Source organism: Spiroplasma endosymbiont of Virgichneumon dumeticola, from assembly GCF_964264745.1.
Taxonomy (GTDB): domain Bacteria; phylum Bacillota_I; class Bacilli_A; order Mycoplasmatales; family VBWQ01; genus Spiroplasma_E.
In genome coordinates this window covers 1,100,093-1,125,398 of the sequence record NZ_OZ183478.1, presented here as the reverse complement: position 1 = coordinate 1,125,398, position 25,306 = coordinate 1,100,093, and the positions used below count along the sequence as shown (strand labels likewise).

Annotated in this window: 34 protein-coding genes and 2 pseudogenes; 17 read left to right on the top strand and 19 right to left on the bottom strand. The window is 24.7% G+C overall.

Annotated elements, in window-relative coordinates; all coding sequences use genetic code 4:
• Positions 1-2: 2 nt before the first annotated feature.
• Positions 3-740 (top strand): Abi family protein, encoded by a 738-nt coding sequence (locus ACFEL4_RS07205; RefSeq protein WP_375317199.1) that lies wholly within the window; start codon positions 3-5, stop codon positions 738-740.
• A gap of 111 nt (positions 741-851) precedes the next feature.
• Here ACFEL4_RS07205 and ACFEL4_RS07200 read toward each other — a convergent pair whose 3' ends face one another.
• From ACFEL4_RS07200 to ACFEL4_RS07190, 3 genes are all read right to left on the bottom strand, one after another.
• A complete protein-coding gene (locus ACFEL4_RS07200; RefSeq protein ID WP_375317198.1) occupies positions 852-1,259 on the bottom strand; it encodes a hypothetical protein in 408 nt (135 codons plus the stop codon).
• 207 nt (positions 1,260-1,466) lie between these two features.
• Positions 1,467-1,802, bottom strand: coding sequence for a transposase (locus ACFEL4_RS07195; RefSeq protein WP_375317197.1), 336 nt, complete (start codon positions 1,800-1,802; stop codon positions 1,467-1,469).
• Positions 1,774-2,289 carry a hypothetical protein gene (locus tag ACFEL4_RS07190; protein WP_375317196.1) on the bottom strand — a complete coding sequence of 172 codons (516 nt, stop codon included), beginning with the start codon at positions 2,287-2,289 and terminating at the stop codon, positions 1,774-1,776. Before ACFEL4_RS07190 ends, ACFEL4_RS07195 begins: the two co-directional genes overlap by 29 nt.
• 224 nt (positions 2,290-2,513) lie before the next feature.
• On the opposite strand from ACFEL4_RS07190, the gene ACFEL4_RS07185 reads away from it, so the two are divergent.
• The 3 genes from ACFEL4_RS07185 (at position 2,514) to ACFEL4_RS07175 (ending at position 4,764) form a co-directional block, all read left to right on the top strand.
• Entirely contained in the window at positions 2,514-3,242 is a 729-nt protein-coding gene (locus ACFEL4_RS07185; RefSeq protein WP_375317195.1) for a hypothetical protein, read from the top strand.
• 699 nt (positions 3,243-3,941) lie between these two features.
• Entirely contained in the window at positions 3,942-4,286 is a 345-nt protein-coding gene (locus ACFEL4_RS07180; protein ID WP_375317194.1) for a hypothetical protein, read from the top strand.
• 178 nt (positions 4,287-4,464) lie between these two features.
• Entirely contained in the window at positions 4,465-4,764 is a 300-nt protein-coding gene (locus ACFEL4_RS07175) for a transposase (protein ID WP_375318374.1), read from the top strand.
• A 144-nt stretch (positions 4,765-4,908) separates the two neighbouring features.
• Here ACFEL4_RS07175 and ACFEL4_RS07170 read toward each other — a convergent pair whose 3' ends face one another.
• The 4 genes from ACFEL4_RS07170 to ACFEL4_RS07155 all read right to left on the bottom strand — a co-directional run bounded on the left by ACFEL4_RS07170 (position 4,909) and on the right by ACFEL4_RS07155 (position 7,007).
• A complete protein-coding gene (locus ACFEL4_RS07170; RefSeq protein ID WP_375317193.1) occupies positions 4,909-5,190 on the bottom strand; it encodes a hypothetical protein in 282 nt (93 codons plus the stop codon).
• Between the two features lie 19 nt (positions 5,191-5,209).
• Positions 5,210-5,569 (bottom strand): hypothetical protein, encoded by a 360-nt coding sequence (locus ACFEL4_RS07165; RefSeq protein WP_375317192.1) that lies wholly within the window; start codon positions 5,567-5,569, stop codon positions 5,210-5,212.
• 169 nt (positions 5,570-5,738) lie between these two features.
• A complete protein-coding gene (locus tag ACFEL4_RS07160; RefSeq protein ID WP_375317191.1) occupies positions 5,739-6,110 on the bottom strand; it encodes a hypothetical protein in 372 nt (123 codons plus the stop codon).
• A gap of 156 nt (positions 6,111-6,266) precedes the next feature.
• Positions 6,267-7,007, bottom strand: coding sequence for a hypothetical protein (locus ACFEL4_RS07155; RefSeq protein ID WP_375317190.1), 741 nt, complete (start codon positions 7,005-7,007; stop codon positions 6,267-6,269).
• A gap of 458 nt (positions 7,008-7,465) precedes the next feature.
• Here ACFEL4_RS07155 and ACFEL4_RS07150 point away from each other — a divergent pair, with 458 nt between their 5' ends.
• A complete protein-coding gene (locus tag ACFEL4_RS07150; RefSeq protein WP_375317189.1) occupies positions 7,466-8,173 on the top strand; it encodes a hypothetical protein in 708 nt (235 codons plus the stop codon).
• Between the two features lie 71 nt (positions 8,174-8,244).
• Here ACFEL4_RS07150 and ACFEL4_RS07145 read toward each other — a convergent pair whose 3' ends face one another.
• Entirely contained in the window at positions 8,245-9,048 is an 804-nt protein-coding gene (locus ACFEL4_RS07145) for an IS1595 family transposase (RefSeq protein ID WP_375317188.1), read from the bottom strand.
• Between the two features lie 608 nt (positions 9,049-9,656).
• Positions 9,657-9,971, bottom strand: coding sequence for a transposase (locus ACFEL4_RS07140; protein WP_375317184.1), 315 nt, complete (start codon positions 9,969-9,971; stop codon positions 9,657-9,659).
• A gap of 814 nt (positions 9,972-10,785) precedes the next feature.
• Here ACFEL4_RS07140 and ACFEL4_RS07135 point away from each other — a divergent pair.
• Positions 10,786-11,205, top strand: a complete 420-nt coding sequence (locus ACFEL4_RS07135) for a TIR domain-containing protein (RefSeq protein WP_375317187.1) — start codon at positions 10,786-10,788, stop codon at positions 11,203-11,205.
• Positions 11,206-11,377: 172 nt separating this feature from the next.
• Positions 11,378-11,704, top strand: coding sequence for a hypothetical protein (locus ACFEL4_RS07130; RefSeq protein ID WP_375317182.1), 327 nt, complete (start codon positions 11,378-11,380; stop codon positions 11,702-11,704).
• Positions 11,705-11,811: 107 nt separating this feature from the next.
• Here ACFEL4_RS07130 and ACFEL4_RS07125 read toward each other — a convergent pair whose 3' ends face one another.
• A complete protein-coding gene (locus ACFEL4_RS07125; protein ID WP_375318386.1) occupies positions 11,812-12,171 on the bottom strand; it encodes a DHH family phosphoesterase in 360 nt (119 codons plus the stop codon).
• On the opposite strand from ACFEL4_RS07125, the pseudogene ACFEL4_RS07120 reads away from it, so the two are divergent.
• The 3 genes and pseudogenes from ACFEL4_RS07120 to ACFEL4_RS07110 form a co-directional block, all read left to right on the top strand.
• A pseudogene (locus tag ACFEL4_RS07120) lies at positions 12,150-12,527 on the top strand (ATP-binding cassette domain-containing protein); the annotation flags it as partial. The gene ACFEL4_RS07125 and the pseudogene ACFEL4_RS07120 sit on opposite strands and share 22 nt — an antisense overlap.
• Positions 12,467-13,003 (top strand): hypothetical protein, encoded by a 537-nt coding sequence (locus tag ACFEL4_RS07115; RefSeq protein ID WP_375317181.1) that lies wholly within the window; start codon positions 12,467-12,469, stop codon positions 13,001-13,003. The pseudogene ACFEL4_RS07120 and the gene ACFEL4_RS07115, both read left to right, overlap by 61 nt.
• Positions 12,898-13,287: an IS1595 family transposase gene (locus ACFEL4_RS07110; RefSeq protein ID WP_375316929.1), complete on the top strand. Its 390-nt coding sequence runs from the start codon at positions 12,898-12,900 to the stop codon at positions 13,285-13,287. The genes ACFEL4_RS07115 and ACFEL4_RS07110 overlap by 106 nt, the downstream gene beginning before the upstream one ends.
• 513 nt (positions 13,288-13,800) lie before the next feature.
• Here the strand turns inward: ACFEL4_RS07110 and ACFEL4_RS07105 are convergent.
• From ACFEL4_RS07105 to ACFEL4_RS07095, 3 genes are all read right to left on the bottom strand, one after another.
• Positions 13,801-14,040 carry a hypothetical protein gene (locus ACFEL4_RS07105; protein WP_375317180.1) on the bottom strand — a complete coding sequence of 80 codons (240 nt, stop codon included), beginning with the start codon at positions 14,038-14,040 and terminating at the stop codon, positions 13,801-13,803.
• 170 nt (positions 14,041-14,210) lie between these two features.
• Positions 14,211-14,582: a hypothetical protein gene (locus tag ACFEL4_RS07100; RefSeq protein WP_375317179.1), complete on the bottom strand. Its 372-nt coding sequence runs from the start codon at positions 14,580-14,582 to the stop codon at positions 14,211-14,213.
• A gap of 311 nt (positions 14,583-14,893) precedes the next feature.
• Positions 14,894-15,304 carry a hypothetical protein gene (locus ACFEL4_RS07095; RefSeq protein WP_375317186.1) on the bottom strand — a complete coding sequence of 137 codons (411 nt, stop codon included), beginning with the start codon at positions 15,302-15,304 and terminating at the stop codon, positions 14,894-14,896.
• Between the two features lie 631 nt (positions 15,305-15,935).
• On the opposite strand from ACFEL4_RS07095, the gene ACFEL4_RS07090 reads away from it, so the two are divergent.
• A complete protein-coding gene (locus ACFEL4_RS07090; protein ID WP_375317185.1) occupies positions 15,936-16,664 on the top strand; it encodes a hypothetical protein in 729 nt (242 codons plus the stop codon).
• Between the two features lie 514 nt (positions 16,665-17,178).
• On the opposite strand, the gene ACFEL4_RS07085 is transcribed toward ACFEL4_RS07090, so the two are convergent.
• Positions 17,179-17,493, bottom strand: a complete 315-nt coding sequence (locus tag ACFEL4_RS07085) for a transposase (RefSeq protein WP_375317184.1) — start codon at positions 17,491-17,493, stop codon at positions 17,179-17,181.
• An 814-nt stretch (positions 17,494-18,307) separates the two neighbouring features.
• Here ACFEL4_RS07085 and ACFEL4_RS07080 point away from each other — a divergent pair.
• Positions 18,308-18,727, top strand: coding sequence for a TIR domain-containing protein (locus ACFEL4_RS07080; RefSeq protein WP_375317183.1), 420 nt, complete (start codon positions 18,308-18,310; stop codon positions 18,725-18,727).
• Between the two features lie 172 nt (positions 18,728-18,899).
• The gene (locus ACFEL4_RS07075; protein ID WP_375317182.1) at positions 18,900-19,226 is read left to right on the top strand and encodes a hypothetical protein; all 327 of its coding nucleotides are present in this window, start codon (positions 18,900-18,902) and stop codon (positions 19,224-19,226) included.
• 107 nt (positions 19,227-19,333) lie between these two features.
• Here ACFEL4_RS07075 and ACFEL4_RS07070 read toward each other — a convergent pair whose 3' ends face one another.
• Positions 19,334-19,693 carry a DHH family phosphoesterase gene (locus ACFEL4_RS07070; protein ID WP_375318386.1) on the bottom strand — a complete coding sequence of 120 codons (360 nt, stop codon included), beginning with the start codon at positions 19,691-19,693 and terminating at the stop codon, positions 19,334-19,336.
• Here ACFEL4_RS07070 and ACFEL4_RS07065 point away from each other — a divergent pair.
• From ACFEL4_RS07065 to ACFEL4_RS07055, 3 genes and pseudogenes are all read left to right on the top strand, one after another.
• Positions 19,672-20,049 (top strand): annotated as a pseudogene (locus ACFEL4_RS07065) (ATP-binding cassette domain-containing protein); the annotation flags it as partial. The gene ACFEL4_RS07070 and the pseudogene ACFEL4_RS07065 overlap by 22 nt on opposite strands.
• Entirely contained in the window at positions 19,989-20,525 is a 537-nt protein-coding gene (locus ACFEL4_RS07060; protein WP_375317181.1) for a hypothetical protein, read from the top strand. The pseudogene ACFEL4_RS07065 and the gene ACFEL4_RS07060, both read left to right, overlap by 61 nt.
• Entirely contained in the window at positions 20,420-20,809 is a 390-nt protein-coding gene (locus ACFEL4_RS07055) for an IS1595 family transposase (protein ID WP_375316929.1), read from the top strand. The genes ACFEL4_RS07060 and ACFEL4_RS07055 overlap by 106 nt, the downstream gene beginning before the upstream one ends.
• A 578-nt stretch (positions 20,810-21,387) precedes the next feature.
• Here the strand turns inward: ACFEL4_RS07055 and ACFEL4_RS07050 are convergent.
• From ACFEL4_RS07050 to ACFEL4_RS07040, 3 genes are all read right to left on the bottom strand, one after another.
• On the bottom strand, positions 21,388-21,627 hold the full coding sequence (locus ACFEL4_RS07050) for a hypothetical protein (protein WP_375317180.1): 240 nt from the start codon (positions 21,625-21,627) through the stop codon (positions 21,388-21,390).
• Positions 21,628-21,797: 170 nt separating this feature from the next.
• Complete coding sequence (locus ACFEL4_RS07045) at positions 21,798-22,169, bottom strand: hypothetical protein (RefSeq protein WP_375317179.1); 372 nt, start codon at positions 22,167-22,169, stop codon at positions 21,798-21,800.
• 509 nt (positions 22,170-22,678) lie between these two features.
• Complete coding sequence (locus ACFEL4_RS07040) at positions 22,679-22,891, bottom strand: hypothetical protein (protein WP_375317178.1); 213 nt, start codon at positions 22,889-22,891, stop codon at positions 22,679-22,681.
• Positions 22,892-23,522: 631 nt separating this feature from the next.
• On the opposite strand from ACFEL4_RS07040, the gene ACFEL4_RS07035 reads away from it, so the two are divergent.
• Entirely contained in the window at positions 23,523-24,251 is a 729-nt protein-coding gene (locus ACFEL4_RS07035) for a hypothetical protein (RefSeq protein WP_375317177.1), read from the top strand.
• Positions 24,252-24,765: 514 nt separating this feature from the next.
• On the opposite strand, the gene ACFEL4_RS07030 is transcribed toward ACFEL4_RS07035, so the two are convergent.
• Positions 24,766-25,080, bottom strand: coding sequence for a transposase (locus ACFEL4_RS07030; RefSeq protein ID WP_375317176.1), 315 nt, complete (start codon positions 25,078-25,080; stop codon positions 24,766-24,768).
• Positions 25,081-25,306: the final 226 nt, after the last annotated feature.

The window sequence follows — 25,306 nt, the reverse complement described above, 5'->3', positions numbered from 1 at the left end:
ACATGACATTGAATGAATCATGAATCATAGAACATATCGTTGAAGAAAAATACTTAGATTTACTAAAACGCAATTATCCTCAACATGATTTACAAAATTTATTACTTTTAAATATTGATTTACGTTTATTATATTTAAAACATATTCTAATGATTGAAAATTCATTAAAATATGCACTATTACAGCAATTACTAAGCGATAATATTCAAAATGCTAACAATAATACCTACTTGAATCCTGAGCATTTAGAACAAATGAAAACTGCTTTACATTTAATTCGCGCTGGTTATAATAAATATGGACGCAGTGGTGTTTTAAAATCACGCACCATTCGTAGTTTATTAGAAGTCATGTCTTTTGAATGAACTATGAGTTTACTTCAAACTTTAAATCAGAAAAGCATTGCTAAAATTGCTCATTATTTTGGAGTTAAAGATTTCAATGACCGTAATATTTTACTAGAACAACTAGAATATATTAAAGATGTTCGTAACTATTTATCTCATAATTTTAAAGTTTTAGGTATTCAGTTTAAACATAAAGAACGTTTTGCTTATTATGACCAAACCTTAAATGCTACTAATGAACACCATTATTTACATTTATTGATTGACCGTTTTTCAAGTAAAAACGAACTATTACCAAGATTCAATAGTGATTATGAAAAGTTGTTTAAAAACTATGAAGTGAAAATTCACGATTGTGTTAAAGAACAAACAGATACAAGAATTCAATCTTAATAACAATTTTTTTTCATTTATCTACTCATAAACTATTAGCAGTTATTAATTTGTTTGTGTTTTTTCTTTTCACAAATCTTTATCTTTTAACGCTGAATTTTCTTTTTGTAATTATTTATTTCAAGTTAATAATTTCTGTAGTTTTTCTTTTAATTTCTTATTTTCTAGATAGGGGTCATTTTCATAAGTAAAAGAAATAAACTTAGCAATTAATTCAATTTGTTCTTCACTTTTTAAAACATATGTTCTATAAGTACTAAAATCTACTCATGAATCTTTTAAATTATTAGTATAAACTCTTTCTATACCACTTGAGTAAAAATATGTATCAATGCCATTTAAACTTATTATTAAGGCTTTTTCTTTAGTTTTTAAATCACATTTATGAGTTCCTACTCAAATTAATGATTTTTGATTTTTATATTTTAATAAAATTGCAGGTCTTCCTTCTTTGTGATCTAATAACTCAGAGCGATGTAACTTATAAATATGCATTCTTTTAAAAATTAGTTTATTCATTTATTTTTTCTCTTTTCTTTTTCTTGACATTAAGTATAGATAATATATAATTGAAACATACCGATATGGCAAAGTAGTAATGTGCGATGTCTTGCCTGGTAACCAAACCTGGTAAATATTATAGGCTTTTCTCCCTTTATGTACTATTTTTAAATTTTATCACATAAATGCTGAGAAAAGCCTATCTACGGACTTCTCCCCACATTTTTAAATTAAACATAGCATTACAGTTTCAAAACTAGGTATGTTATTGAATTTATATGCAGCTTCTTTGGCATATAAATGAATATGATGTTTTGCAACTTTGATATGTGTTTTAAATGTTCTTCGTATATGTTTTCATACTGACTCAATTTGGTTGGTATTTACACCAGTTTTTGAAACATAGCCATCTTGATGGTTAACTGTTTCATGCTTAGTGAAAACCGATTTCAAATCGCGATATCCTTTTCAAGAATCAGTATGTACATCACACTTTGAAGAAATGTGGTTTATTGCAAACTGCAAAAGATTTTTACTGTTTGCGTTTTTCAATACTTTCACAATCAGATTGTTGGTTGTTTTTTAATAAATACCAACAATCAAGGTTTTGTTCAACAAGGATCTTCCTTGTTTTTTTAAAACCCATATGTGAAAGATACATTTCATCCATTTGCACTATGCCCTCAACAATGAATTGAGGTTCTTGTTTAGCAATGGCACTTCGGATTTTATGACCCATTCTTCAAGCTGTTTTCAAGGTCACTCCCAATTCTTTTGCAACATCAGTTGATGGAATTCCATGTTTGGTGTTTATTCATCTAAAGATGAGATAAAACCAAGATATTAAAGGTGTTTGTGACTTTGAAAATATAGTGCCCGTGAGAATACTGAATGTTTGATGACATTTCAAACATATCATTTTTCTTAAATTAGAAGTATTCAAATTAAAACTAGAACACCTAATACATTTGCTTTGTTTCAAACTTGCTATATATGCAAGACATTGTTTTTCAGTTTGAAAAGTATTATTGAACTCATTCAATTTCATTGTTTCCTCCACAAGTACATGTGGGGAGAAGTCCGTTATAAATATTGCAAGTAAAACTATTAAAAAGGAATAATAAAAACAAGGGTATAATCAGCATTTTTAACATCTATCAAATAAAAAATCAAATTTATACTTATAAAAATATTAATATATGATAAAATTTTAATACTACTTGATGAATTGAAAGAAAATTTTAAATAACCACAAGAAAGAGGAATAGTAAAATGAGTGAACACGACATCCTGAATTGAATAGGTGCTGTTGCTAGTGTTAGTATACTTGTTTTTCTATTATTATTTTTAATAATAGTATTTTCATTAAACTATAAGAATAAAAGTAAAGTTAAAAAAACACTTTGTTCAAATGATTTTAATAAACTTATAGGAACAGAAAAGCAGCTAACAATAGGTATAGAGAAATATTTTCAAGAAATTTTTATCAAAGATGTCGATAGAACTTTATTTAAAAAACTTTTCAAAACAGAAACTGGATTTGGTAAAAGACCAACTAAAATTGCTTGAGATTTTTTTATAATTTTGATTACTTCAGTTTTAGCAAATACTTCCGAAGGAAAAGTTTCTGAAGCAGTTAACAGTCTTAAAAATATTTTTGATGAAAGTAAAAAACTACTACTAAGTTCTAGTAATGGTAATTTAATAACAGATATTATTCTAAAAATTATTAATTTAAAAATCAGACCAATTTTAGTTAATAGTAGATTATTAGCAAAAAAAGATGCTAATGATAACTTTACTATTAATGATGAAAATTTAGATGAAAACACCATTAAAGATTTTTGAAATCAAGTTAATAAACTTAGAAAAGAGTTAGTAGAAAATAAGTATTTATATTTTATTTCCGTACTTTCACTCTCAGGTCACACTAATGAACAAATTAATAATTTAGTAAGCTATCCAAATGAACATAAAATAACTGAAAATAAAATTGATTAGAACTAAAGAAATTAGTTAAATTTAACTTCTTGGAAGTGATATTCTTACAAAGGTATACAAACTAAAATTAAGATTTCTAATATCAATAAGTTGTTGATTATTTTAAATAATTGTACCAAATCTATTAATATCTATAGTTCTATAGTGTTTCAATTTCGTATATCATTTTAAAATCTTAAAATATTTCCGTATTCATTTCAATTAACAAGGAATACCATTAACTAATGTTTCAGCAATTCTAGGAAATAAATAATGAAAACGTAAACTTTCTGATGTAGAAAAAATAACTGTTGTTAATATATTTCTAAGATTCATTTATATTACCCGTATTATGAGATATTAATCTATTAATGAACTACTAACTATTGAATTTCATTTAATGCTAGGGGGGATTAAGTTTATTGAGTCTTACTCCGTTATTTCCTGAATAACCTCCACCAACTAGTATATTTTTTTACTTCAGAAAGATTTTCTTGTGCATTTTTAATCATTGTTATAGCACCATTACGATCAGTTATATTTGCTGTTGTACATAAATTGTATGTGGTAAACCTTGAGTATCAACTGCAATATGACAATATTTAAACAATTAATAATTATGTTATCAAACAATATTTATTCTAATATGTCAATAAATAAAGGTTTAAATGATGATAATAAAATACAGACTTCTCCCCACATGTACTTGTGGAGGAAACAATGAAATTGAATGAGTTCAATAATACTTTTCAAACTGAAAAACAATGTCTTGCATATATAGCAAGTTTGAAACAAAGCAAATGTATTAGGTGTTCTAGTTTTAATTTGAATACTTCTAATTTAAGAAAAATGAGATGTTTGAAATGTCATCAAACATTCAGTATTCTCACGGGCACTATATTTTCAAAGTCACAAACACCTTTAATATCTTGGTTTTATCTCATCTTTAGATGAATAAACACCAAACATGGAATTCCATCAACTGATGTTGCAAAAGAATTGGGAGTGACCTTGAAAACAGCTTGAAGAATGGGTCATAAAATCCGAAGTGCCATTGCTAAATAAGAACCTCAATTCATTGTTGAGGGCATAGTGCAAATGGATGAAATGTATCTTTCACATATGGGTTTTAAAAAAACAAGGAAGATCCTTGTTGAACAAAACCTTGATTGTTGGTATTTATTAAAAAACAACCAACAATCTGATTGTGAAAGTATTGAAAAACGCAAACAGTAAAAATCTTTTGCAGTTTGCAATAAACCACATTTCTTCAAAGTGTGATGTACATACTGATTCTTGAAAAGGATATCGCGATTTGAAATCGGTTTTCACTAAGCATGAAACAGTTAACCATCAAGATGGCTATGTTTCAAAAACTGGTGTAAATACCAACCAAATTGAGTCAGTATGAAAACATATACGAAGAACATTTAAAACACATATCAAAGTTGCAAAACATCATATTCATTTATATGCAAAAGAAGCTGCATATAAATTCAATAACATACCTAGTTTTGAAACTGTAATGCTATGTTTAATTTAAAAATGTGGGGAGAAGTCCGTAGATAGGCTTTTCTCAGCATTTATGTGATAAAATTTAAAAATAGTACATAAAGGGAGAAAAGCCTTATTTAAAAAAAATATATTATTTACTTACAATTACATAAAAAATCCAATTATTTCTTGTCTAAAAGTATAATAAGATAATGTTGAAATAATTAATTCCGGATTTTTGAAAACCGTCCTTAAATTTTTGTTTTAAATTGAAAATCGTCCTTTTAAAATATTTTATATTTTTATTTTGTTCAATAATTGCATCTTTAATGTTTTCTATTTCTTCATTAGAATAATTATTTTTATTAATAGTAATTTCATCTAAAATTTCATTATTTCTTTCATATAATTTTATTGTATTTAAAATTTTTTCTGTAATAATATTTAAATTTTCTAAAATCGTTTTTTTCTCCATATCTAAATATTTTTTATACTTATAATGATTGAATATCAATTTTTAAATCATTTTTATCGTTATTATTTTGTGAATTTCTATTTATATTAATGATTTCTTTTTTTCAATGAATTGATTTTAAATTTTCAACATTTATCTTCTGTTGTTGACATGCAATATCTGCTAATAGTTCTAAATTTTCAACATTTATCTTCTGTTGTTGACATGCAATATCTGCTAATAGTTCTAAATTTTCTAAATTTTCTTGTTTATTTAATCATTCTTTTACCTTGTCAAAAGAATTTAATTTTGATTGTTCTTTTTCAAAAAAATAAAGTAATTTATTAAACTTTTTATTAATAATTCTTTTTTTAATTATTTTTTTCTTTTTATCTTTCATACAAACTATCCTTTCGAAATAAAGTCATGGGTTAAAAACTATATTAAGTTCATATATAGTATATAAATTAAAAGTTAATTTGTAAATAAAAAAGTTTCTAAATAAAATTAGAAACTAAATTTTTAACGTTTATTTGGCATTTGTGTTTATATTTTGATATCTCATTTTTTTATCTTTGATTTATTTTTTTATTTTTTTTCATCTGCTTTCTTTCTTGTCTTAGGTCTTTTCTTGCTCTTGCAACTCCGTTATATTTAGGATTTGTACGTGAACGAATTACTCATGCAATTGCAACTACAACTAATAATAAAGGAATAGCAATACCAAATCCCATTGCTAATTGTCAACCATAAAATTTTATATTTGCTTGACTTTGCAATCAATCATGGTAACTTTGTCCATCAGCAAAATTATCTATTTCGCTTTTTGTTTGTGGTTTAGATTTGTCATTTAAAAGTTTATCAATACTATATCCATGTAAATTAAATCCACTTTCAGCATTTTTAATTGCTTGTTGATATGATGTATTTATGTCTTTCATATTTGTATTTACTCAATTAATAGTGTCGCTTTTTAATTGCTCTAATTTAATATATTGTTGATAATCATTGCTTGTAGCTTTTAATAAACTGTTATCTTCTCAAACAATTTCTTCTAAATATTTTTCAAAATCTAAACTAAGGATATGACTTGAAATTTAATTTTCTTGTTCTTTTCTTGCAAAACCACGAGAAGCTATTTTTACAATGTCATTTATTCATTTGTCTTTGTTATTATTTATGAATGTATCATAACCTTTTATTCAATTTGTATAACTATCTAATGTTTCTTTATTTACTACATTTGATGTTCTTACATGTAGATTTTTAGGTAACAAATCTAAACCTTTATTTAATTTTTGCTCAGCAATTTTAATGATTTCATCATTCAATTTTGTTTGATTTATAGCATACTGAGTTTTACTATCAACATAAGTAATATGATCTAAAAATGACTTATAATCACCTTTTAAATCGTTATCAATTGTGATATTAAAACCTTTACCTTTGGTTGAAACTGCAACATTAAAAGTACTATCAGCAATATTTTTATAATTATCTAATCAACCATTAATTTCTTGTTTTAAATCTTGACTTGCAGAATGACCATCAATTGTCACATTTAATTTATTGGCTTTATCATTTAATGCTTGATCATCAAAAGTATCAGTAAGTTTTCAATTGCTTTCACCAAGTTCTAAATAACTATCATATTGATTACCTACTGTATCTTCTAAATGTAAATGATATATGCCATCTGTTGTGATTGATAAATTTTTAGAAAATGATGGGTCACCATTAGGAACTAGTGAAGAGCTTGCTAAAACATGGTGGTCATACTTTTTAAAAAAATTTAGTCATGTTGTTCTTACTTTATCTGTTGTTCATTTTGTATTCATAATTTCCTCCTGAAAATAATAAAAAACGTTCCTTATTATTTAGGAACGTTTAATTTTGAACGCGGTACCATCCTAATTCATTTATTAACTTAATAATAAATTCTCTTAATTGTTTATTAAATATGAAAAATTAGGAGCTTCCCATTAATGTTAGTTAAGTGCTTACACTGTCCACTCTCGCTGTTATATAACTAATGATAATAATGGTACTTATCTAATTTAAGATTAATATTTTACATATTAATTTCTGTACTAATATTATCTACAAATTATAAATATTGCAAGTAAAACTATTAAAAAGGAATAATAAAAACAAGGGTATAATAAGCATTTTTAACATCTATCAAATAAAAAATCAAATTTATACTTATAAAAATATTAATATATGATAAAATTTTAATACTACTTGATGAATTGAAAGAAAATTTTAAATAACCACAAGAAAGAGGAATAGTAAAATGAGTGAACACGACATCCTGAATTGAATAGGTGCTGTTGCTAGTGTTAGTATACTTGTTTTTCTATTATTATTTTTAATAATAGTATTTTCATTAAACTATAAGAATAAAAGTAAAGTTAAAAAAACACTTTGTTCAAATGATTTTAATAAACTTATAGGAACAGAAAAGCAACTAACAATAGGTATAGAGAAATATTTTCAAGAAATTTTTATCAAAGATGTCGATAGAACTTTATTTAAAAAACTTTTCAAAACAGAAACTGGATTTGGTAAAAGACCAACTAAAATTGCTTGAGATTTTTTTATAATTTTGATTACTTCAGTTTTAGCAAATACTTCCGAAGGAAAAGTTTCTGAAGCAGTTAACAGTCTTAAAAATATTTTTGATGAAAGTAAAAAACTACTACTAAGTTCTAGTAATGGTAATTTAATAACAGATATTATTCTAAAAATTATTAATTTAAAAATCAGACCAATTTTAGTTAATAGTAGATTATTAGCAAAAAAAGATGCTAATGATAACTTTACTATTAATGATGAAAATTTAGATGAAAACGCCATTAAAGATTTTTGAAATCAAGTTAATAAACTTAGAAAAGAGTTAGTAGAAAATAAGTATTTATATTTTATTTCCGTACTTTCACTCTCAGGTCACACTAATGAACAAATTAATAATGGCTTTTCTCCCTTTATGTACTATTTTTAAATTTTATCACATAAATGCTGAGAAAAGCCTATCTACGGACTTCTCCCCACATTTTTAAATTAAACATAGCATTACAGTTTCAAAACTAGGTATGTTATTGAATTTATATGCAGCTTCTTTTGCATATAAATGAATATGATGTTTTGCAACTTTGATATGTGTTTTAATGTTCTTCGTATATGTTTTCATACTGACTCAATTTGGTTGGTATTTACACCAGTTTTTGAAACATAGCCATCTTGATGGTTAACTGTTTCATGCTTAGTGAAAACCGATTTCAAATCGCGATATCCTTTTCAAGAATCAGTATGTACATCACACTTTGAAGAAATGTGGTTTATTGCAAACTGCAAAAGATTTTTACTGTTTGCGTTTTTCAATACTTTCACAATCAGATTGTTGGTTGTTTGTTCATAAATACCAACAATCAAGGTTTTGTTCAACAAGGATCTTCCTTGTTTTTTAAAACCCATATGTGAAAGATACATTTCATCCATTTGCACTATGCCCTCAACAATGAATTGAGGTTCTTGTTTAGCAATGGCACTTCGGATTTTATGACCCATTCTTCAAGCTGTTTTCAAGGTCACTCCCAATTCTTTTGCAACATCAGTTGATGGAATTCCATGTTTGGTGTTTATTCATCTAAAGATGAGATAAAACCAAGATATTAAAGGTGTTTGTGACTTTGAAAATATAGTGCCCGTGAGAATACTGAATGTTTGATGACATTTCAAACATCTCATTTTTCTTAAATTAGAAGTATTCAAATTAAAACTAGAACACCTAATACATTTGCTTTGTTTAAAACTTGCTATATATGCAAGACATTGTTTTTCAGTTTGAAAAGTATTATTGAACTCATTCAATTTCATTGTTTCCTCCACAAGTACATGCGGGGAGAAGTCCGTTAATAATTTAGTAAGATATCCAAATGAACATAAAATAACTGAAAATAAAATTGATTAGAACTAAAGAAATTAGTTAAATTTAACTTCTTGGAAGTGATATTCTTACAAAGGTATACAAACTAAAATTAAGATTTCTGATATCAATAAGTTGTTGATTATTTTAAATAATTGTACCAAATCTATTAATATCTATAGTTCTATAGTGTTTCAATTTCGTATATCATTTTAAAATCTTAAAATATTTCCGTATTCATTTCCATTAACAAGGAATACTATTAACTAATGTTTCAGCAATTCTAGGAAATAAATAATGAAAACGTAAACTTTCTGATGTAGAAAAAATAACTGTTGTTAATATATTTCTAAGATTCACTTATATTACTCGTATTATGAGATATTAATCTATTAATGAACTACTAACTATTGAATTTCATTTAATGCTAGGGGGGATTAAGTTTATTGAGTCTTACTCCGTTATTTCCTGAATAAACTCCACCAACTAGTATATTTTTTTACTTCAGAAAGATTTTCTTGTGCATTTTTAATCATTGTTATAGCACCATTACGATCAGTTATATTTGCTGTTGTACATAAATTGTATGTGGTAAACCTTGAGTATCAACTGCAATATGACACTTTATTCCTTTTATTTTTTTATCAGCACCATAACCTTTTTCTTCGGCAGTATCTGTGTTTTTTACACTTTGAGAATCAATGATACAGAAACTAGTTTTTTCTTTCCTACCATTGTTTAAACGAGCCTTTTCAATCATTTTTTTAAAATCAGTTCTAATAAACTTGATTTTGTTTTTTCTACCATTTTCTAAAATTGGTTTGATTTCTTCAAATTTTTCTTTGTTGATATTATTAGGATAATTTTTTTGCACATAGAATAGATACACCTCTTTTTTAAATAAAACTATATCTATTTTACCCTTACTTTTAAAAGATTCTAAACAGGTTCTTAGTATAACTTTTTATATAATACTATATGTGTTATATTAATATTAGAAATGTGGTAAAATTATGATATTAAATAAGTTAGAAGAAAAAAATAAACAATTAAAACACTATTCATTGAGTGTTTTATTGCATTGACCTGACCATATTAAGTTAATTGAATAGAGTAAAAATTATTGAACGATAGAAATATCGTTCTTTATATTTAAAGACATAATACATATTTAAGTTTATTAAACACCTATCAGATTAAAAAAATAAAATTTATGCCTACGAAAATGTTTATATGATAAAATTTCAATACCACTGGGGAAAAGATGAGAAAATTTTTTTAATTTTGTAGAAAAATAGTGATGGAATATTTTTTTCTATCACGTCATATATTTAATTAAAGTTAATTTTTGTTGATTTATAGAACTTTTTTAGTGTTAATTATTAAAATTACTAAAACCTTATTATATATCAATATTTTTGTTATAAATTAAAAGAAAATTTTTAAATAATTAAAGAAAGAAGAAGATTAGATTGAGTGAACACGATATTCTTAATTGAATAGGTGCTGTTGCTAGTGTTAGTATACTTGTTTTTCTATTATTATTTTGGCTTTTCTCCCTTTATGTACTATTTTTAAATTTTATCACATAAATGCTGAGAAAAGCCTTAATAATTTAGTAAGCTATCCAAATGAACATAAAATAACTGAAAATGAAATTAATTAAAGCGAGTTAGAGGAGTTATAACATGCCAAAAATACCAAAAGTTTTTATTTCGTATCATCACAAAAGAGAGCAGAAAAATAAAAATAAATTAGTAGAATTATTTAAAAAACATCATAGTGAACATTTTGAAATCAAAGACACGTCTGTAGGATTAGATGCAATTGATATTAACTTGCTTTATAAAAAACTTATTAAAAAAGAACTTAATAAAGAAAATATTAAAAAAATTAACAAAGAGTTTAAAAAAGAACTTTATAAAAAACTTAATAAAGAAATATTTAAAATTATCAGAGAAAAATATTTAAAAGATTCAAATGTTACTATACTTATTTTAGGAAAACATACAAAATGTAGACAACACATTGATTGAGAAATTGCAACTTCATTAATGTCTTATGGAAGTTTGGATAGAAGAAAGAGAAATGGTATGATAATATTTTAACTGATGATTTTATTAAAAAAGAAAAAATAAATTCTGTTTTTGATGGTAAAAATTATAACTCTTTGATTACTGAAAAAAATTCTGGTTCAAGAATTTATGAAAATGTAGAGAATAATTATGCAAGTGTTGAAAGCTTCTCAAAGATGCTTTCAAATCCTATTAAATTAAAAAAATGATTGATGAATCTCTAACTAACTCTAAAAGAGTTATTAGCCCTAACACTAAAACATTACTTAAAGATAATAATGAAGAAGAATGTCAAAGAAAATGCTTAACAATTTGAACAGAATGTTTTAATTTTCTTTTTTACGATTCAAAAAACCAGATTTCTAAAGAACTATCTTTTAAACAAATTAAAAAAGACGAAATTAATACTGCAACACAAAAAGAAGATGAAATCATTGCGGAATTAGTTTTTGAACAAACTAAAGATGAAATTAATGAACAAATTCAAAGTAATAGCCATAGAACTCCAGATTTACTTAGTGGTTTTTTTTAAATTATTAGTATTATTTAATAGTTTTACAATTATTACTTGTTTCTAAGTACACATTTTCATGTTTATTTATTTTGGTTTGTAGTCTCACAAAATTAATAGGTTTACCACTAATAATTATGAATTTCTTTAACTAATTGATCATATGCTTTAATAATTTCCCTTACTTGTTTCCATGTCTCGAAAGTACCACCAGTAAAATGCACATGCCCACCACCACCAAATTGGTGCGCAACATTATTTACAGGAAATCTATTACTGCGAAAAATACCTGTAATAGGACCATCTACTACTGATTGACTAAACATCATTCAAATTTTAGCATCATCAATATTAGCAAGTAAATCAACTTCTTCATTAGCTTGCGCAGCTGAGATGTTTAATGATTGACAAATTTTAACTTCTAAACAGCATGATAAAACTTTATTATCACTACATTCATATTTACTTAAAATTATTAGATAAAGCATATGTTCGTTGCGGTAACCTTTCTGGTGGTCAACAACAACGTGTGGCGCTAGCGCGAACTTTGACACAACAACCCGATTTAATTATTGCTGATGAACCAGTTTCTGCTTTAGACCCGATTTTAGCTAATCAAGTTATGAATGATTTTAAAAAAATCAATATTAATAACAAGTTAACAGTTATTATTAACATCAATCATGTAGAATTAGATTTAAAATATACTACAAGGATTATAGGTATTAAAAATGGACAAATAATTTTTCGGACTTCTCCCCACATGTACTTGTGGAGGAAACAATGAAATTGAATGAGTTCAATAATACTTTTCAAACTGAAAAACAATGTCTTGCATATATAGCAAGTTTGAAACAAAGCAAATGTATTAGGTGTTCTAGTTTTAATTTGAATACTTCTAATTTAAGAAAAATGAGATGTTTGAAATGTCATCAAACATTCAGTATTCTCACGGGCACTATATTTTCAAAGTCACAAACACCTTTAATATCTTGGTTTTATCTCATCTTTAGATGAATAAACACCAAACATGGAATTCCATCAACTGATGTTGCAAAAGAATTGGGAGTGACCTTGAAAACAGCTTGAAGAATGGGTCATAAAATCCGAAGTGCCATTGCTAAACAAGAACCTCAATTCATTGTTGAGGGCATAGTGCAAATGGATGAAATGCATCTTTCACATATGGGTTTAAAAAACAAGGAAGATCCTTGTTGAACAAAACCTTGATTGTTGGTATTTATGAAAAAACAACCAACAATCTGATTGTGAAAGTATTGAAAAACGCAAACAGTAAAAATCTTTTGCAGTTTGCAATAAACCACATTTCTTCAAAGTGTGATGTACATACTGATTCTTGAAAAGGATATCGCGATTTGAAATCGGTTTTCACTAAGCATGAAACAGTTAACCATCAAGATGGCTATGTTTCAAAAACTGGTGTAAATACCAACCAAATTGAGTCAGTATGAAAACATATACGAAGAACATTTAAAACACATATCAAAGTTGCAAAACATCATATTCATTTATATGCAAAAGAAGCTGCATATAAATTTAATAACATACCTAGTTTTGAAACTGTAATGCTATGTTTAATTTAAAAATGTGGGGAGAAGTCCGTAGATAGGCTTTTCTCAGCATTTATGTGATAAAATTTAAAAATAGTACATAAAGGGAGAAAAGCCTTATTTAAAAAAAATATATTATTTACTTACAATTACATAAAAAATCCAATTATTTCTTGTCTAAAAGTATAATAAGATAATGTTGAAATAATTAATTCCGGATTTTTGAAAACCGTCCTTAAATTTTTGTTTTAAATTGAAAATCGTCCTTTTCAAATATTTTATATTTTTATTTTGTTCAATAATTGCATCTTTAATGTTTTCTATTTCTTCATTAGAATAATTATTTTTATTAATAGTAATTTCATCTAAAATTTCATTATTTCTTTCATATAATTTTATTGTATTTAAATTTTTTTTCTGTAATAATATTTAAATTTTCTAAAATCGTTTTTTTCTCCATATCTAAATATTTTTTATACTTATAATGATTGAATATCAATTTTTAAATCATTTTTATCGTTATTATTTTGTGAATTTCTATTTATATTAATGATTTCTTTTTTTTCAATGAATTGATTTTAAATTTTCAACATTTATCTTCTGTTGTTGACATGCAATATCTGCTAATCGTTCTAAATTTTCTAAATTTTCTTGTTTATTTAATCATTCTTTTACCTTGTCAAAAGAATTTAATTTTGATTGTTCTTTTTCAAAAAAATAAAGTAATTTATTAAACTTTTTATTAATAATTCTTTTTTGAATTATTTTTTTCTTTTTATCTTTCATACAAATTATCCTTTCGAAATAAAGTCATGGGTTAAAAACTATATTAAGTTCATATATAGTATATAAATTAAAAGTTAATTTGTAAATAAAAAAGTTTCTAAATAAAATTAGAAACTAAATTTTTAACGTTTATTTGGCATTTGTGTTTATATTTTGATATCTCATTTTTTTTATCTTTGATTTATTTTTTTATTTTTTTTCATCTGCTTTCTTTCTTGTCTTAGGTCTTTTCTTGCTCTTGCAACTCCGTTATATTTAGGATTTGTACGTGAACGAATTACTCATGCAATTGCAACTACAACTAATAATAAAGGAATAGCAATATCAAATCCCATTGCTAATTGTCAACCATAAAATTTTATATTTGCTTGACTTTGCAATCAATCATGGTAACTTTGTCCATCAGCAAAATTATCTATTTCGCTTTTTGTTTGTGGTTTAGATTTGTCATTTAAAAGTTTATCAATACTATATCCATGTAAATTAAATCCACTTTCAGCATTTTTAATTGCTTGTTGATATGATGTATTTATGTCTTTCATATTTGTATTTACTCAATGAATAGTGTCGCTTTTTAATTGCTCTAATTTAATATATTGTTGATAATCATTGCTTGTAGCTTTTAATAAACTGTTATCTTCTCAAACAATTTCTTCTAAATATTTTTTAAAATCTAAACTAAGGATATGACTTGAAATTTGATTTTCTTGTTCTTTTCTTGCAAAACCACGAGAAGCTATTTTTACAATGTCATTTATTCATTTGTCTTTGTTATTATTTATGAATGTATCATAACCTTTTATTCAATTTGTATAACTATCTAATGTTTCTTTATTTACTACATTTGATGTTCTTACATGTAGATTTTAGGTAACAAATCTAAACCTTTATTTAATTTTTGCTCAGCAATTTTAATGATTTCATCATTCAATTTTGTTTGATTTATAGCATACTGAGTTTTACTATCAACATAAGTAATATGATCTAAAAATGACTTATAATCGCCTTTTAAATTGTTATCAATTGTGATATTAAAACCTTTACCTTTGGTTGAAACTGCAACATTAAAAGTACTATCAGCGATATTTTTATAATTATCTAATCAACCATTAATTTCTTGTTTTAAATCTTGACTTGCAGAATGACCATCAATTGTCACATTTAATTTATTGGATTTATCATTTAATGCTTGATCATCAAAAGTATCAGTAAGTTTTCAATTGCTTTCACCAAGTTCTAAATAACTATCATATTGATTACCCACTGTATCTTCTAAATGTAAATGATATATGCCATCTGTTGTGATTGATAAATTTTTAGAAAATGATGGGTCATCATTAGGAACTAGTGAAGCGCTTGCTAAAACATGGTGGTCATACTTTTAAAAAAATTTAGTCATGTTGTTCTTACTTTATCTGTTGTTCATTTTGTATTCATAATTTCCTCCTGAAAATAATAAAAAACGTTCCTTATTATTTAGGAACGTTTAATTTTGAACGCGGTACCATCCTAATTCATTTATTAACTTAATAATAAATTCTCTTAATTGTTTATTAAATATGAAAAATTAGGAGCTTCCCATTAATGTTAGTTAAGTGCTTACACTGTCCACTCTCGCTGTTATATAACTAATGATAATAATGGTACTTATCTAATTTAAGATTAATATTTTACATATTAATTTCTGTACTAATATTATCTACAAATTATAAATATTGCAAGTAAAACTATTAAAAAGGAATAATAAAAACAAGGGTATAATAAGCATTTTTAACATCTATCAAATAAAAAATCAAATTTATACTTATAAAAATATTAATATATGATAAAATTTTAATACTACTTGATGAATTGAAAGAAAATTTTAAATAACCACAAGAAAGAGGAATAGTAAAATGAGTGAACACGACATCCTGAATTGAATAGGTGCTGTTGCTAGTGTTAGTATACTTGTTTTTATATTATTATTTTTAATAATAGTATTTTCATTAAACTATAAGAATAAAAGTAAAGTTAAAAAAACACTTTGTTCAAATGATTTTAATAAACTTATAGGAACAGAAAAGCAACTAACAATAGGTATAGATAAATATTTTCAAGAAATTTTTATCAAAGATGTCGATAGAACTTTATTTAAAAAACTTTTCAAAACAGAAACTGGATTTGGTAAAAGACCAACTAAAATTGCTTGAGATTTTTTTATAATTTTGATTACTTCAGTTTTAGCAAATACTTCCGAAGGAAAAGTTTCTGAAGCAGTTAACAGTCTTAAAAATATTTTTGATGAAAGTAAAAAACTACTACTAAGTTCTAGTAATGGTAATTTAATAACAGATATTATTCTAAAAATTATTAATTTAAAAATCAGACCAATTTTAGTTAATAGTAGATTATTAGCAAAAAAAGATGCTAATGATAACTTTACTATTAATGATGAAAATTTAGATGAAAACACCATTAAAGATTTTTGAAATCAAGTTAATAAACTTAGAAAAGAGTTAGTAGAAAATAAGTATTTATATTTTATTTCCGTACTTTCACTCTCAGGTCACACTAATGAACAAATTAATAATTTAGTAAGCTATCCAAATGAACATAAAATAACTGAAAATAAAATTGATTAGAACTAAAGAAATTAGTTAAATTTAACTTCTTGGAAGTGATATTCTTACAAAGGTATACAAACTAAAATTAAGATTTCTAATATCAATAAGTTGTTGATTATTTTAAATAATTGTACCAAATCTATTAATATCTATAGTTCTATAGTGTTTCAATTTCGTATATCATTTTAAAATCTTAAAATATTTCCGTATTCATTTCCATTAACAAGGAATACTATTAACTAATGTTTCAGCAATTCTAGGAAATAAATAATGAAAACGTAAACTTTCTGATGTAGAAAAAATAACTGTTGTTAATATATTTCTAAGATTCACTTATATTACTCGTATTATGAGATATTAATCTATTAATGAACTACTAACTATTGAATTTCATTTAATGCTAGGGGGGATTAAGTTTATTGAGTCTTACTCCGTTATTTCCTGAATAAACTCCACCAACTAGTATATTTTTTTACTTCAGAAAGATTTTCTTGTGCATTTTTAATCATTGTTATAGCACCATTACGATCAGTTATATTTGCTGTTGTACATAAATTGTATGTGGTAAACCTTGAGTATCAACTGCAATATGACACTTTATTCCTTTTATTTTTTTATCAGCACCATAACCTTTTTCTTCGGCAGTATCTGTGTTTTTTACACTTTGAGAATCAATGATACAGAAACTAGTTTTTTCTTTCCTACCATTGTTTAAACGAGCCTTTTCAATCATTTTTTTAAAATCAGTTCTAATAAACTTGATTTTGTTTTTTCTACCATTTTCTAAAATTGGTTTGATTTCTTCAAATTTTTCTTTGTTGATATTATTAGGATAATTTTTTTGCACATAGAATAGATACACCTCTTTTTTAAATAAAACTATATCTATTTTACCCTTACTTTTAAAAGATTCTAAACAGGTTCTTAGTATAACTTTTTATATAATACTATATGTGTTATATTAATATTAGAAATGTGGTAAAATTATGATATTAAATAAGTTAGAAGAAAAAAATAAACAATTAAAACACTATTCATTGAGTGTTTTATTGCATTGACCTGACCATATTAAGTTAATTGAATAGAGTAAAAATTATTGAACGATAGAAATATCGTTCTTTATATTTAAAGACATAATACATATTTAAGTTTATTAAACACCTATCAGATTAAAAAAATAAAATTTATGCCTACGAAAATGTTTATATGATAAAATTTCAATACCACTGGGGAAAAGATGAGAAAATTTTTTTAATTTTGTAGAAAAATAGTGATGGAATATTTTTTTCTATCACGTCATATATTTAATTAAAGTTAATTTTTGTTGATTTATAGAACTTTTTTAGTGTTAATTATTAAAATTACTAAAACCTTATTATATATCAATATTTTTGTTATAAATTAAAAGAAAATTTTTAAATAATTAAAGAAAGAAGAAGATTAGATTGAGTGAACACGATATTCTTAATTGAATAGGTGCTGTTGCTAGTGTTAGTATACTTGTTTTTCTATTATTATTTTGGCTTTTCTCCCTTTATGTACTATTTTTAAATTTTATCACATAAATGCTGAGAAAAGCCTTAATAATTTAGTAAGCTATCCAAATGAACATAAAATAACTGAAAATGAAATTAATTAAAGCGAGTTAGAGGAGTTATAACATGCCAAAAATACCAAAAGTTTTTATTTCGTATCATCACAAAAGAGAGCAGAAAAATAAAAATAAATTAGTAGAATTATTTAAAAAACATCATAGTGAACATTTTGAAATCAAAGACACGTCTGTAGGATTAGATGAAATTGATATTAACTTGCTTTATAAAAAACTTATTAAAAAAGAACTTAATAAAGAAAATATTAAAAAAATTAACAAAGAGTTTAAAAAAGAACTTTATAAAAAACTTAATAAAGAAATATTTAAAATTATCAGAGAAAAATATTTAAAAGATTCAAATGTTACTATACTTATTTTAGGAAAACATACAAAATGTAGACAACACATTGATTGAGAAATTGCAACTTCATTAATGTCTTATGGAAGTTTGGATAGAAGAAAGAGAAATGGTATGATAATATTTTAACTGATGATTTTATTAAAAAAGAAAAAATAAATTCTGTTTTTGATGGTAAAAATTATAACTCTTTGATTACTGAAAAAAATTCTGGTTCAAGAATTTATGAAAATGTAGAGAATAATTATGCAAGTGTTGAAAGCTTCTCAAAGATGCTTTCAAATCCTATTAAATTAAAAAAATGATTGATGAATCTCTAACTAACTCTAAAAGAGTTATTAGCCCTAACACTAAAACATTACTTAAAGATAATAATGAAGAAGAATGTCAAAGAAAATGCTTAACAATTTGAACAGAATGTTTTAATTTTCTTTTTTACGATTCAAAAAACCAGATTTCTAAAGAACTATCTTTTAAACAAATTAAAAAAGACGAAATTAATACTGCAACACAAAAAGAAGATGAAATCATTGCGGAATTAGTTTTTGAACAAACTAAAGATGAAATTAATGAACAAATTCAAAGTAATAGCCATAGAACTCCAGATTTACTTAGTGGTTTTTTTTAAATTATTAGTATTATTTAATAGTTTTACAATTATTACTTGTTTCTAAGTACACATTTTCATGTTTATTTATTTTGGTTTGTAGTCTCACAAAATTAATAGGTTTACCACTAATAATTATGAATTTCTTTAACTAATTGATCATATGCTTTAATAATTTCCCTTACTTGTTTCCATGTCTCGAAAGTACCACCAGTAAAATGCACATGCCCACCACCACCAAATTGGTGCGCAACATTATTTACAGGAAATCTATTACTGCGAAAAATACCTGTAATAGGACCATCTACTACTGATTGACTAAACATCATTCAAATTTTAGCATCATCAATATTAGCAAGTAAATCAACTTCTTCATTAGCTTGCGCAGCTGAGATGTTTAATGATTGACAAATTTTAACTTCTAAACAGCATGATAAAACTTTATTATCACTACATTCATATTTACTTAAAATTATTAGATAAAGCATATGTTCGTTGCGGTAACCTTTCTGGTGGTCAACAACAACGTGTGGCGCTAGCGCGAACTTTGACACAACAACCCGATTTAATTATTGCTGATGAACCAGTTTCTGCTTTAGACCCGATTTTAGCTAATCAAGTTATGAATGATTTTAAAAAAATCAATATTAATAACAAGTTAACAGTTATTATTAACATCAATCATGTAGAATTAGATTTAAAATATACTACAAGGATTATAGGTATTAAAAATGGACAAATAATTTTTCGGACTTCTCCCCACATGTACTTGTGGAGGAAACAATGAAATTGAATGAGTTCAATAATACTTTTCAAACTGAAAAACAATGTCTTGCATATATAGCAAGTTTGAAACAAAGCAAATGTATTAGGTGTTCTAGTTTTAATTTGAATACTTCTAATTTAAGAAAAATGAGATGTTTGAAATGTCATCAAACATTCAGTATTCTCACGGGCACTATATTTTCAAAGTCACAAACACCTTTAATATCTTGGTTTTATCTCATCTTTAGATGAATAAACACCAAACATGGAATTCCATCAACTGATGTTGCAAAAGAATTGGGAGTGACCTTGAAAACAGCTTGAAGAATGGGTCATAAAATCCGAAGTGCCATTGCTAAACAAGAACCTCAATTCATTGTTGAGGGCATAGTGCAAATGGATGAAATGCATCTTTCACATATGGGTTTAAAAAACAAGGAAGATCCTTGTTGAACAAAACCTTGATTGTTGGTATTTATGAAAAAACAACCAACAATCTGATTGTGAAAGTATTGAAAAACGCAAACAGTAAAAATCTTTTGCAGTTTGCAATAAACCACATTTCTTCAAAGTGTGATGTACATACTGATTCTTGAAAAGGATATCGCGATTTGAAATCGGTTTTCACTAAGCATGAAACAGTTAACCATCAAGATGGCTATGTTTCAAAAACTGGTGTAAATACCAACCAAATTGAGTCAGTATGAAAACATATACGAAGAACATTTAAAACACATATCAAAGTTGCAAAACATCATATTCATTTATATGCAAAAGAAGCTGCATATAAATTTAATAACATACCTAGTTTTGAAACTGTAATGCTATGTTTAATTTAAAAATGTGGGGAGAAGTCCGTAGATAGGCTTTTCTCAGCATTTATGTGATAAAATTTAAAAATAGTACATAAAGGGATAAAAGCCATATTTAAAATCTTTTTTTGAAAAAATTGATTTTTGTAACATTCTAAATATTCTATTCTTCAATAATTATTTAAACTTTTATCTTTTAATTTGAATTTTGAATAAAATTTATATCAAAATTTATTTATAACTAATTCTAATTTGTAAATATTTTTAATAACTTCACTATTTAAATTATGATGATTAAATTTTTGTTTTAAATTGAAAATCGTCCTTTTCAAATATTTTATATTTTTATTTTGTTCAATAATTGCATCTTTAATGTTTTCTATTTCTTCATTAGAATAATTATTTTTATTAATAGTAATTTCATCTAAAATTTCATTATTTCTTTCATATAATTTTATTGTATTTAAATTTTTTTTCTGTAATAATATTTAAATTTTCTAAAATCGTTTTTTTCTCCATATCTAAATATTTTTTATACTTATAATGATTGAATATCAATTTTTAAATCATTTTTATCGTTATTATTTTGTGAATTTCTATTTATATTAATGATTTCTTTTTTTTCAATGAATTGATTTTAAATTTTCAACATTTATCTTCTGTTGTTGACATGCAATATCTGCTAATCGTTCTAAATTTTCTAAATTTTCTTGTTTATTTAATCATTCTTTTACCTTGTCAAAAGAATTTAATTTTGATTGTTCTTTTTCAAAAAAATAAAGTAATTTATTAAACTTTTTATTAATAATTCTTTTTTGAATTATTTTTTTCTTTTTATCTTTCATACAAATTATCCTTTCGAAATAAAGTCATGGGTTAAAAACTATATTAAGTTCATATATAGTATATAAATTAAAAGTTAATTTGTAAATAAAAAAGTTTCTAAATAAAATTAGAAACTAAATTTTTAACGTTTATTTGGCATTTGTGTTTATATTTTGATATCTCATTTTTTTTATCTTTGATTTATTTTTTTATTTTTTTTCATCTGCTTTCTTTCTTGTCTTAGGTCTTTTCTTGCTCTTGCAACTCCGTTATATTTAGGATTTGTACGTGAACGAATTACTCATGCAATTGCAACTACAACTAATAATAAAGGAATAGCAATATCAAATCCCATTGCTAATTGTCAACCATAAAATTTTATATTTGCTTGACTTTGCAATCAATCATGGTAACTTTGTCCATCAGCAAAATTATCTATTTCGCTTTTTGTTTGTGGTTTAGATTTGTCATTTAAAAGTTTATCAATACTATATCCATGTAAATTAAATCCACTTTCAGCATTTTTAATTGCTTGTTGATATGATGTATTTATGTCTTTCATATTTGTATTTACTCAATGAATAGTGTCGCTTTTTAATTGCTCTAATTTAATATATTGTTGATAATCATTGCTTGTAGCTTTTAATAAACTGTTATCTTCTCAAACAATTTCTTCTAAATATTTTTTAAAATCTAAACTAAGGATATGACTTGAAATTTGATTTTCTTGTTCTTTTCTTGCAAAACCACGAGAAGCTATTTTTACAATGTCATTTATTCATTTGTCTTTGTTATTATTTATGAATGTATCATAACCTTTTATTCAATTTGTATAACTATCTAATGTTTCTTTATTTACTACATTTGATGTTCTTACATGTAGATTTTAGGTAACAAATCTAAACCTTTATTTAATTTTTGCTCAGCAATTTTAATGATTTCATCATTCAATTTTGTTTGATTTATAGCATACTGAGTTTTACTATCAACATAAGTAATATGATCTAAAAATGACTTATAATCGCCTTTTAAATTGTTATCAATTGTGATATTAAAACCTTTACCTTTGGTTTAAACTGCAACATTAAAAGTACTATCAGCGATATTTTTATAATTATCTAATCAACCATTAATTTCTTGTTTTAAATCTTGACTTGCAGAATGACCATCAATTGTCACATTTAATTTATTGGATTTATCATTTAATGCTTGATCATCAAAAGTACCAGTAAGTTTTCAATTGCTTTCACCAAGTTCTAAATAACTATCATATTGATTACCCACTGTATCTTCTAAATGTAAATGATATATGCCATCTGTTGTGATTGATAAATTTTTAGAAAATGATGTGTCATCATTAGGAACTAGTGAAGCGCTTGCTAAAACATGGTGGTCATACTTTTAAAAAAATTTAGTCATGTTGTTCTTACTTTATCTGTTGTTCATTTTGTATTCATAATTTCCTCCTGAAAATAATAAAAAACGTTCCTTATTATTTAGGAACGTTTAATTTTGAACGCGGTACCATCCTAATTCATTTATTAACTTAATAATAAATTCTCTTAATTGTTTATTAAATATGAAAAATTAGGAGCTTCCCATTAATGTTAGTTAAGTGCTTACACTGTCCACTCTCGCTGTTATATAACTAATGATAATAATGGTACTTATCTAATTTAAGATTAATATTTTACATATTAATTTCTGTACTAATATTATCTACAAATTATAAATATTGCAAGTAAAACTATTAAAAAGGAATAATAAAAACAAGGGTATAATAAGCATTTTTAACATCTATCAAATAAAAAATCAAATTTATACTTATAAAAATATTAATATATGATAAAATTTTAATACTACTTGATGAATTGAAAGAAAATTTTAAATAACCACAAGAAAGAGGAATAGTAAAATGAGTGAACACGACATCCTGAATTGAATAGGTGCTGTTGCTAGTGTTAGTATACTTGTTTTTATATTATTATTTTTAATAATAGTATTTTCATTAAACTATAAGAATAAAAGTAAAGTTAAAAAAACACTTTGTTCAAATGATTTTAATAAACTTATAGGAACAGAAAAGCAACTAACAATAGGTATAGAGAAATATTTTCAAGAAATTTTTATCAAAGATGTCGATAGAACTTTATTTAAAAAACTTTTCAAAACAGAAACTGGATTTGGTAAAAGACCAACTAAAATGGCTTGAGATTTTTTTATAATTTTGATTACTTCAGTTTTAGCAAATACTTCCGAAGGAAAAGTTTCTGAAGCAGTTAACAGTCTTAAAAATATTTTTGATGAAAGTAAAAAACTACTACTAAGTTCTAGTAATGGTAATTTAATAACAGATATTATTCTAAAAATTATTAATTTAAAAATCAGACCAATTTTAGTTAATAGTAGATTATTAGCAAAAAAAGATGCTAATGATAACTTTACTATTAATGATGAAAATTTAGATGAAAACACCATTAAAGATTTTTGAAATCAAGTTAATAAACTTAGAAAAGAGTTAGTAGAAAATAAGTATTTATATTTTATTTCCGTACTTTCACTCTCAGGTCACACTAATGAACAAATTAATAATTTAGTAAGCTATCCAAATGAACATAAAATAACTGAAAATAAAATTGATTAGAACTAAAGAAATTAGTTAAATTTAACTTCTTGGAAGTGATATTCTTACAAAGGTATACAAACTAAAATTAAGATTTCTAATATCAATAAGTTGTTGATTATTTTAAATAATTGTACCAAATCTATTAATATCTATAGTTCTATAGTGTTTCAATTTCGTATATCATTTTAAAATCTTAAAATATTTCCGTATTCATTTCAATTAACAAGGAATACCATTAACTAATGTTTCAGCAATTCTAGGAAATAAATAATGAAAACGTAAACTTTCTGATGTAGAAAAAATAACTGTTGTTAATATATTTCTAAGATTCGCTTATATTACCCGTATTATGAGATATTAATCTATTAATGAACTACTAACTATTGAATTTCATTTAATGCTAGGGGGGATTAAGTTTATTGAGTCTTACTCCGTTATTTCCTGAATAAACTCCACCAACTAGTATATTTTTTTACTTCAGAAAGATTTTCTTGTGCATTTTTAATCATTGTTATAGCACCATTACGATCAGTTATATTTGATGTTGTACATAAATTGTATGTGGTAAACCTTGAGTATCAACTGTAATATGACACTTTATTCCTTTTATTTTTTTATCAGCACCATAACATTTTTCTTCGGCAGTATCTATGTTTTTTACACTTTGAGAATCAATGATACAGAAACTAGTTTTTTCTTTCCGACCATTGTTTAAACGAGCCTTTTCAATCATTTTTTTAAAATCAGTTCTAATAAACTTGATTTTGTTTTTTCTACCATTTTCTAAAATTGGTTTGATTTCTTCAAATTTTTCTTTGTTGATATTATTAGGATAATTTTTTTGCACATAGAATAGATACACCTCTTTTTTAAATAAAACTATATCTATTTTACCCTTACTTTTTAAAAGATTCTAAACAGGTTCTTAGTATAACTTTTTATATTATCTTTTTTATATAATACTATATGTGTTATATTAATATTAGAAATGTGGTAAAATTATGATATTAAACAAGTTAGAAGAAAAAAAATAAACAATTAAAACACTATTCATTGAGTGTTTTATTGCATTG